The 13,711-nt window shown below is 68.0% G+C and carries 16 protein-coding genes and 1 pseudogene; 6 read left to right on the top strand and 11 right to left on the bottom strand.

What is annotated here, in order from left to right:
• Positions 1–139 precede the first annotated feature (139 nt).
• The gene (locus IFT82_RS12150) at positions 140–418 is read left to right on the top strand and encodes a hypothetical protein (RefSeq protein ID WP_192127081.1); all 279 of its coding nucleotides are present in this window, start codon (positions 140–142) and stop codon (positions 416–418) included.
• 88 nt (positions 419–506) lie between these two features.
• Here IFT82_RS12150 and IFT82_RS12155 read toward each other — a convergent pair whose 3' ends face one another.
• The 5 genes and pseudogenes from IFT82_RS12155 to hisS all read right to left on the bottom strand — a co-directional run bounded on the left by IFT82_RS12155 (position 507) and on the right by hisS (position 4,914).
• Positions 507–1,238 carry a DUF4167 domain-containing protein gene (locus IFT82_RS12155; RefSeq protein WP_244646721.1) on the bottom strand — a complete coding sequence of 244 codons (732 nt, stop codon included), beginning with the start codon at positions 1,236–1,238 and terminating at the stop codon, positions 507–509.
• Between the two features lie 45 nt (positions 1,239–1,283).
• Positions 1,284–1,373 (bottom strand): annotated as a pseudogene (locus tag IFT82_RS20935) (DUF4167 domain-containing protein); the annotation flags it as partial.
• Between the two features lie 391 nt (positions 1,374–1,764).
• Positions 1,765–2,598: a peptide chain release factor N(5)-glutamine methyltransferase gene (prmC, locus tag IFT82_RS12160; RefSeq protein WP_192127083.1), complete on the bottom strand. Its 834-nt coding sequence runs from the start codon at positions 2,596–2,598 to the stop codon at positions 1,765–1,767.
• The gene (prfA, locus tag IFT82_RS12165) at positions 2,591–3,670 is read right to left on the bottom strand and encodes a peptide chain release factor 1 (protein ID WP_192127085.1); all 1,080 of its coding nucleotides are present in this window, start codon (positions 3,668–3,670) and stop codon (positions 2,591–2,593) included. The genes prmC and prfA overlap by 8 nt, the downstream gene beginning before the upstream one ends.
• On the bottom strand, positions 3,667–4,914 hold the full coding sequence (gene hisS, locus IFT82_RS12170; protein WP_192127401.1) for a histidine--tRNA ligase: 1,248 nt from the start codon (positions 4,912–4,914) through the stop codon (positions 3,667–3,669). The genes prfA and hisS overlap by 4 nt, the downstream gene beginning before the upstream one ends.
• A gap of 52 nt (positions 4,915–4,966) precedes the next feature.
• Here hisS and IFT82_RS12175 point away from each other — a divergent pair, with 52 nt between their 5' ends.
• The 3 genes from IFT82_RS12175 to ppa all read left to right on the top strand — a co-directional run bounded on the left by IFT82_RS12175 (position 4,967) and on the right by ppa (position 8,278).
• Positions 4,967–5,656: a DUF1345 domain-containing protein gene (locus IFT82_RS12175; protein ID WP_192127087.1), complete on the top strand. Its 690-nt coding sequence runs from the start codon at positions 4,967–4,969 to the stop codon at positions 5,654–5,656.
• Between the two features lie 85 nt (positions 5,657–5,741).
• Positions 5,742–7,670 carry a M61 family metallopeptidase gene (locus IFT82_RS12180; RefSeq protein ID WP_192127089.1) on the top strand — a complete coding sequence of 643 codons (1,929 nt, stop codon included), beginning with the start codon at positions 5,742–5,744 and terminating at the stop codon, positions 7,668–7,670.
• Positions 7,671–7,696: 26 nt separating this feature from the next.
• A complete protein-coding gene (gene ppa / locus IFT82_RS12185; protein ID WP_192127091.1) occupies positions 7,697–8,278 on the top strand; it encodes an inorganic diphosphatase in 582 nt (193 codons plus the stop codon).
• A gap of 2 nt (positions 8,279–8,280) precedes the next feature.
• On the opposite strand, the gene IFT82_RS12190 is transcribed toward ppa, so the two are convergent.
• From IFT82_RS12190 to ispG, 6 genes are read right to left on the bottom strand one after another with little or no spacing between them, the layout of a single operon-like run.
• Positions 8,281–8,634, bottom strand: coding sequence for a TfoX/Sxy family protein (locus IFT82_RS12190; RefSeq protein ID WP_192127092.1), 354 nt, complete (start codon positions 8,632–8,634; stop codon positions 8,281–8,283).
• A gap of 10 nt (positions 8,635–8,644) precedes the next feature.
• Positions 8,645–9,121, bottom strand: a complete 477-nt coding sequence (locus IFT82_RS12195; RefSeq protein ID WP_192127094.1) for a GNAT family N-acetyltransferase — start codon at positions 9,119–9,121, stop codon at positions 8,645–8,647.
• Positions 9,118–10,020 (bottom strand): DMT family transporter, encoded by a 903-nt coding sequence (locus IFT82_RS12200; RefSeq protein ID WP_192127096.1) that lies wholly within the window; start codon positions 10,018–10,020, stop codon positions 9,118–9,120. Before IFT82_RS12200 ends, IFT82_RS12195 begins: the two co-directional genes overlap by 4 nt.
• On the bottom strand, positions 10,017–10,397 hold the full coding sequence (locus tag IFT82_RS12205) for a PIN domain-containing protein (protein ID WP_192127098.1): 381 nt from the start codon (positions 10,395–10,397) through the stop codon (positions 10,017–10,019). Before IFT82_RS12205 ends, IFT82_RS12200 begins: the two co-directional genes overlap by 4 nt.
• The gene (locus tag IFT82_RS12210; RefSeq protein WP_192127100.1) at positions 10,394–10,624 is read right to left on the bottom strand and encodes an AbrB/MazE/SpoVT family DNA-binding domain-containing protein; all 231 of its coding nucleotides are present in this window, start codon (positions 10,622–10,624) and stop codon (positions 10,394–10,396) included. The genes IFT82_RS12205 and IFT82_RS12210 overlap by 4 nt, the downstream gene beginning before the upstream one ends.
• 36 nt (positions 10,625–10,660) lie before the next feature.
• Positions 10,661–11,785 carry a flavodoxin-dependent (E)-4-hydroxy-3-methylbut-2-enyl-diphosphate synthase gene (gene ispG, locus IFT82_RS12215; protein WP_192127102.1) on the bottom strand — a complete coding sequence of 375 codons (1,125 nt, stop codon included), beginning with the start codon at positions 11,783–11,785 and terminating at the stop codon, positions 10,661–10,663.
• Positions 11,786–11,885: 100 nt separating this feature from the next.
• Here ispG and IFT82_RS12220 point away from each other — a divergent pair, with 100 nt between their 5' ends.
• On the top strand, positions 11,886–12,827 hold the full coding sequence (locus IFT82_RS12220) for an isoaspartyl peptidase/L-asparaginase family protein (RefSeq protein WP_192127104.1): 942 nt from the start codon (positions 11,886–11,888) through the stop codon (positions 12,825–12,827).
• Entirely contained in the window at positions 12,824–13,696 is an 873-nt protein-coding gene (locus IFT82_RS12225) for a S1/P1 nuclease (RefSeq protein ID WP_192127106.1), read from the top strand. Before IFT82_RS12220 ends, IFT82_RS12225 begins: the two co-directional genes overlap by 4 nt.
• The last annotated feature ends 15 nt before the right edge of the window (positions 13,697–13,711 follow it).

Below are 13,711 nucleotides of genomic sequence, written 5' to 3' on the forward strand. Positions count from 1 at the left end.
CGATCGCTGCGGTGACAGCCCTCTAGCCCCATGACATTTTTACGTCAACAGGGTGTGCATAGAAAATTTGAAAAAATTCCAGACGGTCGGCCGATCTATCGGGTTGAGTGATTGCCGATCGGGTCGCATGATCCATCCCATGAACCACCGTCCCTCCGGCCTGGGCGATCCCGATCAGGCGAACCATGCCTGGGCGCGATTCCGGGACTTGCTGGCCTGGATGACGATGGCCGGGATGTTGTGCGCGGCGGTGGTGATCGCGGTCATGGCGCATATCCAGGGGCCGTTGCATCTCGTGACGATGTTCGCGGTGATCGGCGGCGTCGGAGGGTCGGTGATACTGGCGGGAGCGCTGATGGGGCTGGCGTTCCTGAGTTCCGGGTCCGGCCATGACGAGGATGTCGAACGGATCGACTGATCGCGGATGCGACAAGCTGGTGAAACAACAAGGGGCCGGTACCCTTGCGGCACCGACCCCCTGTTCCTTCAATCAGCCACCATGTCGCTTAGCTGGCGGCGACGTCGTCCGTGACGGCGGCACGGACCCGGCGCCGACGTGGCTTGGGTGCGTCCTCCTCGGCCGGGGCATCGCCGGCCGAGATGTTCAGCGACGGTGGCAGACGATCCGCGTCGACGCCATTGTCGCCGGACGCAGCCTCGACCACCGGAGCCGGCTCCCGCCGGGGCCGACCGCGACGACGCGGGGCCAGCGGCGCATCGGCATCGAGGATCGCCTCCGCCCGCTGCTCCAGATTCTCCCCCGCCGCAATCGGTTCGGCGCGATGCTGGCCGGCGACTTCGGGCTGTGACTGGAAAGCCGCCTGCGGCTGATAGAGCGTGTCGTTGCGCTCCGCATCCCCTTCGGGGCGATCGGCGAGACGCGTATTGCGGTCGTCGCGATTGTCCTGACGACGGGGACGCTCGCCCCCCTCTCCACGCGGCTCGTTGCGACGCCCCTCGCGCGGGCGATCCTGTCGTTCCGGGCGCTCTTGCCGCTCAGGGCGATCCTGCCGCTCGGCCTGCCGTTCCGGGCGCTCCTGCCGCTCGGGACGCTCCGCCCGTTCGAAACGTTCCTGCCGCTCGGCCGGTCGGTCGCCACGGTCCTGCCGCTGGGCATCGCCCTGCTCGCCGGCACGGATCGGCTCACCCTCGTCGCCATATTCGTCGTCGCCATCGAAATCCTGCGAGGGGCGGCGCTGCTGCGGCTGATCCTCGAACCGGCCGCGCTGGTCGCTCAACACCCGGAAATAATGGTCGGCGAACTGGAGATAATATTCGGTATTTACCCGGTCGCCCTGACGCTGCGAATCCGCCGCGAGGTTCTTGTACTTCTCGTAAAGCTGGTTCGCATTGCCGCGCGCGCGATTGTCGATGCGATTGCCGTTGTCGGAACGACCCTGACCGCCCTGACGCGGGCCGCCACCGTTGTTGCCGCCGCCGCTACCGTTGCGACCGGACGGCGCCCAGCCTGCTGCTGCCGATTATTGATCAAGCCTGTCGTCCCTTGCCAGTAACACTGTTCCAACGGTGCAGCGGGTTGTCCGGGCGCAGCCCCTGCCCGACATAGCGTCGAGCCCGTCGATACCACCACCGGGCAGCACCATCACGATGAGGCCGGCCACCGCACGATCTCGCGGTCGTCGTTGCCGGGCATGAGCCATCCGGCCGATGACGCCTGACGATTGAAGATCATATGCCCCGATCCGCTCATAGCGGCGGAGCACGCTGCCCCACAAGCGAAATATGGGCGCCCCTGCCGCCGGGTCAAGCGGCGATCAACACCCGTGGACGCCCACCGAGATCGCGGCGCAGATCGACCGCGAAACCCTGCGCCCGCAGCAGGTCGCCGACCGCGTCCGCCTGCGTCCAGCCGATCTCGACGATCGCCGCCCCGCCCGGCGCGACGAGGCGGCGCAGTACGGGCGCGAGACGGCGGTAATCCGCCAGCCCGTCCACCCCCGCGAACAGCGCCTCGCCGGGTTCGTACTCCACCACTTCGGGCGACAACGCCTCGTCCAGCCCGATATAGGGCGGGTTGCAGACGACGAGATCGAACGATCCCGTCACCGCCGTGGCCCAGTCGCCCTGCACGAAGGCCGCGCGGGTCCCGAACGGGGCGGCATTGCGTCGCGCCCAGCCAAGCGCGGCCGCCGACCGGTCGACCCCGATTCCCCGCGCGTCCCGCCATTCGTCCAGCAATGCGAACAACAGGGTGCCGGGACCGGTGCCGAGATCGAGGATGGTCGCGGGCGCCGCCGCCGCGAACCGGGCCAGCGCCGCCTCGATCAGCGTCTCGCTGTCCGCGCGCGGCACCAGCGCCCCCGGCCCGACCGCGAGATCGAGCGTCCAGAACCCACGGCTGCCGGTGATATAGGCGATCGGCTCCTGCCCCGCGCGACGGTCGACCAGCGCGGCGAATCCGGCGGGAACCGGTCCGTCATGGCCCAGCAGCAGCGCCGATCGCTCGATCCCCATCGCATGTGCCATCAGCAGTTCGGCATCGAGCCGGGGCGTCGCGGAAAAGGCGAAGCGCGCCGCCGCCGCCCCGATCGCCGCGCGGATGCCGTCTTGTCCAGCCCCTGCGGGGTGGTCAGGCATCGAGCGTGGCGAGACGTTCGGCTTCGTCCTCGGCGATCAGCGCGCCGACCAGATCGCCGAGTTCACCCTGCATGATCTCCGGCAGGCGATGCAGCGTCAGGTTGATGCGATGATCGGTCACCCGCCCCTGCGGGAAATTATAGGTGCGGATACGCTCCGACCGGTCGCCCGAGCCGACCATCGCCTTGCGCGTGCCCGACCGTTCGGAGGCGAGGCGTTCGCGTTCCGCCTCGTACAGGCGGGTGCGCAGCACCTTGAGGGCCTTGGCCTTGTTCTTGTGCTGCGATTTCTCGTCCTGCTGGATCACGACGAGGCCGGTGGGCAGATGCGTGATCCGTACCGCCGAATCGGTGGTGTTGACCGACTGGCCGCCGGGGCCGGACGACCGGTAGACGTCGATGCGCAGGTCGCGCGCCTCGTCGATCTTCACATCGACCTCCTCCGCCTCGGGCAGCACCGCGACGGTGGCGGCGGAGGTATGGATGCGCCCGCCCGCCTCGGTCGCGGGCACCCGCTGTACGCGGTGGACGCCCGATTCGAACTTCATCCGCGCGAACACGCCCTGTCCGGTGACGGAGGCGACGACCTCCTTGAACCCGCCCGCGTCGGAGGCGCTGGCGGAGATCGTCTCGACCCGCCACCCCTGCCCGTCGGCATAACGCTGGTACATGCGGAACAGGTCGCCCGCGAACAACGCCGCCTCGTCCCCGCCGGTGCCGGCGCGAATTTCCAGCATCGCCGCGCGCTCGTCGGCGGCATCGCGCGGCAGCAGCGCAAGCGCGAGACGGCGGTTGGCCGCCTCCAGCGCGGCCTTGTTCTCGTGCAGTTCCTCGGCCGCCATCTGGCGGAGTTCGTCGTCGCCGGTATCCTCGGCCATGTACGCAAGGCTTTCCGCCTCCGCGCGCAGCCGCCGCACCTCGCCCGCCGCCTGCGCCACGGGTTCGAGTTCGGCATATTCCTTCGACACCGCGACGAAGCGGTCGCCGGGCAGATCGCCCCGCGCCATCTGCGCCGCCAGTTCGTCACGCCGCGCCTCGATCTGGGCGATGCGGTCGGGAGAGATGGGGTTCATGCCAGACCGTTTGTAATCGGGTCGATGATCGCCCGCAGTTCATCAGGATGGAATGTCACACGCCGGCCGCGTTCGCCGACATGGGGCAACCCATTCATCCGGGAGAGCGAGATCGTATAGGCAGGATCGGCCTTCAGCGCCTTTTCGTAACGCTTTTTCGGATTGCCCGTGACAAATCCTTCCGCGGAATAGCCGGACCGGCGCAATGCAGCCGTCAGCGCGACGACGGGCAAGTGAAATTCCTCCGCCTCTGCGATGACAGCGATATCCACGGCAACCGGCGAGGTTTTTGGGACCAGCATCGCCAGCCGCTCGACCCCCGCTGCCCAGCCGACCCCCGCCGTTGCCGGTCCGCCGAGCGACTCGATCAACCCGTCATAGCGGCCGCCGGCCAGCACCGTGCCCTGCGATCCCAGCCGGTCGGTGACGAACTCGAACGCGGTGTGCCGGTAATAGTCCAGCCCCCGCACCAGTCGCGGGTTGCGCGTCCACGCCACGCCCGCCGCATCCAGCCCCGCCGTCACCGCATCGAAGAACGCGCGAGCCGCCGGCGTCAGATACGCATCGATATCGGGTGCCGAATCCGCCGCCGGCCGATCGCGCGGGTCCTTCGAATCGAGGATGCGCAGCGGATTCTTCGCCAGCCGGGTCAGGCTGTCCTCGGACAGGTCGGCGCGGTGCGCCTCGAAATGATCGACCAGTGCCTGCCGCCACGCGTCGCGGGTCTCGGCATCGCCCAGCGTGTTGAGCTGGAGCGTCACGCCCTCCACGCCCAGTTCGCGCAGCAACTGGTCGGCCAGGACCAGCAGTTCCACGTCCGCCGCCGGCTCGGGCGCGCCGATCACCTCCGCGTCAATCTGGTGGAACTGGCGATACCGCCCCTTTTGCGGGCGTTCGTAGCGGAAGACGGGGCCGGAGGTCGCCAGTTTCAGCGGCGCATATTGCTGCCACCCCTCGGTCAGGAAGGCGCGCGCCAGCCCGGCGGTGAATTCGGGCCGCAGCGTCAGCGAATCGCCACCGCGATCGGGGAAGGAATACATCTCCTTCGACACCACGTCGGTGGTTTCGCCGATCGAGCGGGCGAACACCTCGGTCGCCTCAAAAATGGGGATATCGACACGCTGGAAACAATACAGCGCGCGTACCCGCTCGAACGTGGCGAGCACGTGGGCGAAGCGGCGCTGTTCGTCGCCGAAGATGTCCTGCGTGCCGCGCACGCGCTTGGGGGTTTCGATCCGGGCCATAAGAGCGCGGGTATCTAGGCGAGCCCGCGCCCCTGCGCTAGGCGTCGTCGCCATGGAACGCACGCCATGGTCGACGCGGGGAACGACATTGCGGGCGACATGGGGCCGGGGCCTTGGCCAGCGGGTGGCGCCGCCGCGCTTCGTGCTGTTCGCCGTGGTGTTCGCCGCCGCGCTGGCGGTCGCGATTCCCTGGGCAGGTCGCGGCCGGGGGATCATGGCGGCGTTCGATCTTGCCGCGCTGGTGTTCCTGATCGCGGTGTCCACGCTGCTGCGCCGCGACGAGGCGGCGGCGATGCGGCAGGCCGCCCGCGACAACGATGCCAACCGCACCGTCCTGCTGGGGTTCACCGGCCTGACGATGGCGGTGATCCTGATCGCGGTGGCAGGCGAACTGAAAGGCCGCAGCGACGGCGCGGCGACCGTGCTGGTAGTGGCGACGCTGGTGCTGACATGGCTGTTTTCCAACACCGTCTATGCGCTGCATTATGCTCATCTCTATTATCTGGACGACGGAGCGGGGCACGATGCCGGCGGGCTCGACTTTCCCGGCACCGACGATACCCCCGATTACTGGGACTTCCTCTATTTCAGCTTCACGCTCGGCATGACGTTCCAGACCTCCGACGTCACCATCCGCGCGGCGGGCATCCGCCGGGTCGTGCTGGGCCACAGCATGGCGGCATTCGTCTTCAATCTGGGCGTGCTGGCCTTCACCATCAACGTGCTGGGCAGCGGCGGCTAGGGCGAGGGGACGGGCGGAGGGGCTGGACGCAGGGCGGCGCGGGTGCCTACACTCGCATCAACTCCTTCCGCATCAAAGGTTCTCCATGCACGCCACGTTCGTCGTCGCCCTGTTCGCGTCCGCCGCGCTGTCCGGCCTCGCCCTTCCCGCCGCCGCGCAGGTGCCCGCCGGCAACAGCGCACCGCAACCGGTGCCCTTCGTCGATACGATCCCCGCCCCGCGCGACACGCCCTATCCGGGCACCATCCTGCTGGATGTCGACGCCACCGATACCGAACGCGGGATCTTTCGCGTGAAGGAGACGATCCCCGTCGCCGCCAGCGGCAAGATGGCGCTGCTCTATCCGAAATGGCTGCCCGGCAAGCACGGACCGCGCGGCGAGATCGAGAAGTTGGCCGGCCTCGTCGTCCGCGCGAACGGCCGGGTGTTGCCATGGACGCGCGATCCGGTCGATGTCTTCGCGTTCCACATCGACGTGCCGTCGGGGGCGAAGACGCTGGACGTGGAATTCCAGTTCATCTCCGCGACCAGGCCCGATCAGGGTCGCGTCGTGATGACGCCGACGATGATCAGCCTGCAGCCCAATGCGGTCAGCCTGTATCCGGCGGGCTATTTCACCCGCCAGATCCCGATCCGCATGACGGTGAAATACCCCACCGGCTGGACCGCGGCGGGGGCGGTGCCGGCGCGGGCGAGCGGCGCGACCTATGCCTATCAGGTGACGGATTACGATACGCTGGTCGATTCGCCGGTGCTGGCGGGCAAGTACGGCAAGACATGGCCCCTGTCGCCGCGCGTCGACCTGAACGTCTTCGCCGACGATCCGAAGGAACTGGCCGCCACGCCCGAACAGATCGACGCGCACAAGCGCCTGGTCGATCAGGCGGTGAAGACCTTCGGCGCGCAGCATTACGACAAATACGAATTCCTGCTGTCGATCACCGACCAGCTGGGCGGCATCGGGCTGGAACATCACCGGTCGTCGGAAAACGGCGTCGGCCCCGGTTATTTCATCGACTGGACCAACAGCGTCACCCGCCGCAACCTGCTGCCCCACGAGTTCACCCATAGCTGGGACGGCAAGTTCCGCCGCGGCGCCGACCTGTGGACCCCCGATTTCCGCACGACGATGCGCGATTCGCTGCTCTGGGTATATGAGGGGCAGACGCAGTTCTGGGGCTATGTGCTGCAGGCGCGTTCCGGCCTCGTCTCCAAGCAGGACACGCTCGACGCCTATGCCGCGACGCTCGCGATCTACGACGCGGCGAAGGGGCGGCAGTGGCGGCCGCTGGTCGACACCACCAACGATCCGGTCATCTCCGCCCGCGCGCCCAAGGGCTGGACCAGCTGGCAACGGTCGGAGGATTACTACAACGAAGGACTGATGGTCTGGATGGAGGTGGACGCGATGCTGCGCCGCCAGTCGCGCGGCACGAAGTCGATCGACGATTTCGCCCGCGCCTTCTTCGGGGTGCGCGACGGCGACTGGGGTGTGCTGACCTATGAATTCGACGACGTGGTCCGCACGCTGAACGGGGTCCAGCCCTATGACTGGGCGACCTTCCTGACCAGGCGCCTGACCGAGACCGGGCAACCCGCGCCGGTGCAGGGTTTCGTGATGAACGGCTATACCCTGGTCTACACGCCGGAGCCGACGAGTTATTTCACCAAGGCCGAGAAGGTGCGGGGCACCGATGTCAGCTATTCGCTGGGCATGGTCGTCAACAAGGACAATGTCGTCACCGCCTCGCTGTGGGATTCGCCCGCGTTCCGGGCATCGATCGATGTCGGCACGCAGATCACCGCGGTCGACGGTGTCGCCTATAGCGGCGACCGGCTGAAGGCGGCGATCGTCGCGGCGCGGGGAACCAAGGAACCGATCCGGCTGACCGTCCGGAATGGAGACCGGTTCCGCGATGTCGCCATCGACTATCACGACGGCCCCCGCTATCCGCGCCTGCAGAAGACCGGTGCGGGCGAGACGGGACTTGATCGCCTGCTGGCGCCACGCTGACATTTGTTAGGTAAAAGGGGAATATCATGCGTATCGATCTGATTCCGGTCGGCAGCAATCCGCCCGATGACCTGAACGTCATCATCGAAGTGCCGACCGGCGGCGAACCCGTGAAGTACGAGTTCGACAAGGCGTCGGGCGCGCTGTTCGTGGATCGCATCCTACACACGCCGATGCGCTATCCGGCGAATTATGGCTTCGTGCCGCACACGCTGTCGCCCGATGGCGATCCGCTCGACGCGCTGGTGATCGCGCGCTCGCCGTTCATCCCCGGCTGCGTCGTACGCGCCCGGCCGATCGCGGTGCTGAACCTGGAAGACGAGGCCGGCGGCGACGAGAAGCTGGTGTGCGTGCCCGTCGATGCGGTGTTCCCCTATTACTCGACCGTCGAGGGGCGCAGCGACGTGCCGGAGATCGTGTTCGAACAGATCGAACACTTCTTCACCCACTATAAGGACCTCGAAAAGAAGAAGTGGGTCCGCGTCGGTACCTGGGGCGACCGCGACGAGGCACGGCGCATCACGCTGGAGGCGATCGAACGCTACGAGGCCGCCAAGCATGACGGCCACGAGCCGATGAACGCCGACGAGGCCGCCGGCCGGGTGTAAGCTCAGCGACGCCGGGCGGTCTTTTTCGCCGCCGCCCGGCGTCCTGCTGCCAGCGCCAGTTCCGCCCAGTGCCGGAACACGTCGTCATCGTCGTAGCAATCGTCCGGTGCCCGGCGATAGTTCATCGTGGCTGTCTTGCCATCGCGTTCGTAGCTGAATCTCACGGCCCCGGCCGCGTCCCATTGCGCATCGCTTGCCGCATCCGCCTTGAACCACAGCAGGTCGTCGTCAACGATCGCATAGGGGATGCCGTCGCAATACAGCGTCACCCCGCCCATCATCCGCCGCGACGATGGCACGCCCAGTGGCGCGATCATGTCGGCGACCCGGTCGACCAGCCCCTGATCCACGCTCATCGGCTCATCCTCACTGGCCGGCCAGCCGCGTCAGCGCATCGCCGCTGACGCGCTGCACCGTCCATTCCTCCTGCCCCACCGCGCCCATCGCGCGGTAGAAGGCGATGGCGCCCTCGTTCCAGTCCAGCACCGACCATTCGAACCGCGCGCAATCGCGTGCCACCGCCAGCGCGGCGAGATGCCGGAGCAGTGCCGCCCCCGCCCCCTGCCCGCGGGCCGCCGGGGTGACGTAGAGATCCTCCAGATACAGGCCGCGCCGTCCTTCCCAGGTCGAAAAATTGTGGAAGAACAGGGCGAAACCCACCGGTTCGCCGGCCATTTCGGCCAGCACCGCCTCCGCCGCGGGCCGGTCGCCGAACAGGGCCGCCGCCAGCATCGCCTCGGTTGCCCGCACGGCCTCCGGCTCCCGCTCGAACACCGCCAGTTCGTGCACGAACCGGAGGATGACGGGCACGTCGGCGGGCATGGCGGGGCGGATCGCGATCATGTCGCGGCACCTACCACCGCGCTCTCGCCGATGTCACGCCGCCGGGCGGCATGGAGGCACGCCGCGACGATGATCGCCGCCCCCGCCAGCGTCCATCCCGACACGCGTTCGCCGAACACCGCCCAACCCAGCACAGCGGCATAGACGAACGAGGTATATTCGCTGGTTGCCAGAAACCCGGTGTCGCCATGCGCATAGGCCCAGGCGAGCAGCAGCAGCGAGGCGGTGGACAGGCAGGCGGCGATCACCAACTGCCCCCATGCCGCCTCCAACGGCATCGTCGCCAGCCACGGCGCGGCAAGCGCCAGCAGCAGCGCGGTGACGCCGGACTGAAAGAAGGTGATCTCACCGGGGCTGGCCGCCTGTGCCTGCACCCGCGCGATCACGAGGTTGATCGCGTACAGCACCGCCGAGGCGAGGATCGCCGCCACGCCCCAGCGATCGCCACCCGTCGCGGCGCCGCGCGACTGGCCGATCACCACCACGATCACCCCGCCGAACGCCGCCAGCGAGGCGAAGGCCACGCGCCGCCCCACCCGCTCACCCAGCGCGACCGCCGCCAGCAGCAGCGCGAGGATCGGCGCGATGTAGGTCAGCGCGATCGCCTGCGCCATCGGCACGCGCGCCAACCCCCAGAAGAACAGCAGCGCCATCAGCGTCGTGACGCCGCCGCGACACAGATGCAACCGGATCGCCCGCGCCGATGGCCGCCCGCTCCGCCCCAGCCGCCACGCCGCCGCCCCCAGCCCGACATTGAACAGCGACCGCCAGAACATCGCGTTGTACACGCCGATCGCCAGCACCAGCGCCTTCATCACCGCATCCATGATGGAGAACAGGCCGATGCCGATGGCGGCGACCCCGAAGGCCAGCGCAGGGGACAGGGAACGCCCGGTCATCGGATCAGGCGAACGTCAATGCCGAGGTCGAGCCGCGCCCAATCCCGATCCGAGGTCAGCACCGGCACACCGTGTCGCTGCCCCAAGGCGAGACATGCGCGATCACCAAGCGACAATCCGAGGTGCCGGGTGGGCTGACGAAGCCGGGCCGTCGCCATCGCATCATCCCTGTCATGCCCGACATGCTCGATCGGTAGCAGTCGCAGGGCACGGACCACATCGTCGGGGTTCATGCCCCGTTCGATCACCTTGGTCAGCACTTCCGTCAGATTGACCGTCGACAGCAGGAACGGTCCCCCATCACCGGCCAGTACATCGCCACCCTCTTCACCAAGGACATAGGCGAGAATGACCGAGGCATCGACGGCGTGCTTCACTCCCCCCAGTCCTGCCGCCGTTCGCGCAGGAACTGGTCGACACTGTAATCCCGCAGGCCTTCCCGCAAACGCAGCAAGGCCGCTTCGGGATCGTCCCGGACCAGTGAAATCCCCTCGGGAGTCCGTTCTAGCGCTACCGAGTCGCCATCCTTGATGCCAAGTTCACGACGCAAATCCGCAGGGATCACGATCTTACCGCCGGCGATCACCTTTGCATGATAGGTCATGTCGAACCCTCCAGGACCCGACTGGTACCATGGGACCTATTCCGCCGCCACCGCCTGCACCGCGCTTGCCGCCTCGATCTCCGCCGCCTTGGCCTCGACCAGCTTCACGATGTGGTTCACCATATCCGCATCCTGCACGTGATGGTCGGTGACGCCCGACAGATAGACCATGTGCTTGCCGTTGCCGCCGCCGGTGATGCCGATATCGGTTTCGCGCGCCTCGCCGGGGCCGTTGACGACGCAGCCCAGCACCGACAGCGACATCGGCGTGCGGATATGCTGCAACCGTTCCTCCAGCGCCTGCACGGTGCGGATCACGTCGAAGCCCTGTCGCGCGCAACTGGGGCACGACACCACGCGGACGCCGCGATTGCGGATGCCCAGCGCCTTCAGGATTTCGAAGCCGACTCGCACTTCCTCTTCGGGTTCGGCGGACAGGGAGACGCGGATCGTGTCGCCGATCCCGTACCACAGCAGCGATCCCATCCCGATCGCGCTCTTCACCGTGCCGCCGACGAAGCCGCCCGCTTCGGTGATGCCCAGATGCAGCGGGCAATCGACCTGTTCGGCCAGTTGCTGATAGGCCGCCACCGCGAGGAACAGGTCCGACGCCTTCACCGCGACCTTGAATTCATGGAAGTCATGGTCCTGCAATAGCTTGATATGGTCGAGCGCCGATTCGACCAGCGCATCGGGGCATGGCTCGCCATATTTTTCCAGCAGATGCTTTTCCAGCGACCCCCCGTTCACGCCGATACGGATCGCGCAGCCATTGGCCTTGGCCGCGTTCACGACCTCCTTCACCCGCGCCGACGAGCCGATATTGCCGGGGTTGATGCGCAGACACGCCGCGCCCGCATCGGCGGCTTCCAGCGCGCGCTTGTAGTGGAAATGGATGTCCGCGACGATCGGCACGCGCGACGCGCGTACGATCTGCTTCAGCGCGGCGGTGCTTTCCACATCGGGGCACGAGACGCGGATGATATCGACCCCGGCCTCCTCGCAGCGGCGGATCTGGTCGATCGTGGCGCGGACATCGTCGGTCGGCGTGTTGGTCATCGTCTGCACGGTGACGGGGGCGTCGCCGCCGACGGGGACGTTGCCGACCATGATCTGGCGGCTCTGACGGCGCACGATATCGCGCCACGGACGAATGGACATGGCTGATCATATAGGCCGGTTCGGTGACAACAGGAAGTCCGTGGCGGTCCGCGTCCGATCTGCTAACCGCACGGCTCACAAAGGACAGTGGAAGCGACACATGACCGATACCGCAGGCTGGACGCTGGTGATCCATGGCGGGTCCGGGATCATCGAGCGCGGCCGGCTGGCTCCGGAGGCGGATGCCGGCGCCCGCGCCGCGCTTCATGCCGCGCTGGATGCCGGGTCGGCGATCCTGTCGGCAGGCGGCGCGGCGATCGATGCGGTGCAGGCCGCGATCGAGGTGCTGGAGGACGATTCGCACTTCAACGCCGGGCGCGGCGCGGCGCTGACCTTCGAGGGCGGCGTGGAACTGGACGCCGCGATCATGGAGGGCACCGGCCGGCGCGCCGGCGCGGTCGCGGGCGTCACGACGGTACGCAACCCGGTGGTGCTGGCGCGCGCGGTGATGGAGCATAGCCCGCACGTCCTGCTCGCCGGGGCAGGCGCGGAACGGTTCGCCGACGAGCGCGAGGTCGCGCGGGCGGACGCGGACTGGTTCGTCCTTCCCGCCCGTCGTCGCCAGCTCGAATCGATGCGCGCGGATGCCGACTGGTTCGATGTCGACATGAAATACGGCACGGTCGGCGCGGTCGCGCGCGATGGCGGCGGGCATGTCGCCGCCGCGACCTCGACCGGCGGCGTCACCGGCAAGCGCTGGGGCCGGATCGGCGATTCGCCGCTCATCGGCGCGGGCACCTATGCCGACGACCGCTCGGTCGCGGTGTCGGCGACCGGATCGGGCGAGTTCTTCATCCGCGAGGCTGCCGGCCACGAGATCGGCGCGCGCGTGCGCCTGCTGGGCGAAACCGTGCAGCAGGCGGCCGATACGGTGATGGCCGGGGTGAAGGCGCTGGGCGGCACCGGCGGTGTCATCGTCGCGGGGGCGGACGGCAGCACGGGATGGAGCATCACCACCCCCGGCATGTACCGGGGCAAGACGAGCGGCGTCGGCAAGCAAGCCGGTGAACGGATCGTATCGATCTACGGAGACGAAGCATGATCGCCCGGATGCTGCGCGCCGCCCTGGCGCTGCTGGCCACGCTGACGCTGGCGTCGCCGGCCGCGGCCTATTGGGAATATGGGCACGAGACGGTCGCGGCGATCGCCTGGGCCAATGTCACGCCCGTCACCCGCACCGCGATCCGCGCGGTGCTGGCCAAGCAGGCGTCGCTGGACACCCCCGAATGCCCGGCACGGACGATCGAGGAGGCAAGCGTCTGGCCCGACTGCGTCAAGCCGCTGAAGGATGCCGCCGGTAAATCCCGCTTCGGCTATGCCTATAGCTGGCACTATCAGAACGTGAACATCTGCCAGCCCTTCACGCTGGAGCCGGCGTGCAAGGACGGGAACTGCGTCTCCACCCAGATCGCCCGCCAGCAGGCGATCCTGAAGAACCGGCGCACGCCTCCGCGCGAACGGGCGATGGCGCTGGCCTTCCTCGTCCATTTCGTCGGCGATCTTCATCAGCCGCTCCATGCCGGCGACAAGGCGGACAAGGGCGGCAACGATGCCAAGGCGGCCTACGGCATCTACGCGCCGGCGCGGCTGAACCTGCATTCGGTATGGGACGGGCTGCTCGCCGAAAGGGCCATCTCCAGCCCGCCGCCGCTGGTGAAGCGCTATCCGCGCGCGGTGCGGGCACGGCTGGCGGCGGGCGACGTGACCGATTGGAGCCGGGAAAGCTGGCAGGACGCCTACAAGGCCTATGCCGCCGGAATGGATGGCGATCCCTGCCGGCCGACCCCGGCGCTAATGACGCTGGACGAGGCGACGATCGCCCGGCTGGTGCCGCTGGCGCGCGACGAGGTGGTAAAGGGTGGCCTGCGTCTCGCCCGCCTGCTCGACGCGGCGCTGGGCGGACGGGGGTGACCGCCGCCGCCGGGG

Origin of the sequence: Sphingomonas sp. CFBP 8760 (genome assembly GCF_014841615.1) — a bacterium.
GTDB lineage: Bacteria > Pseudomonadota > Alphaproteobacteria > Sphingomonadales > Sphingomonadaceae > Sphingomonas.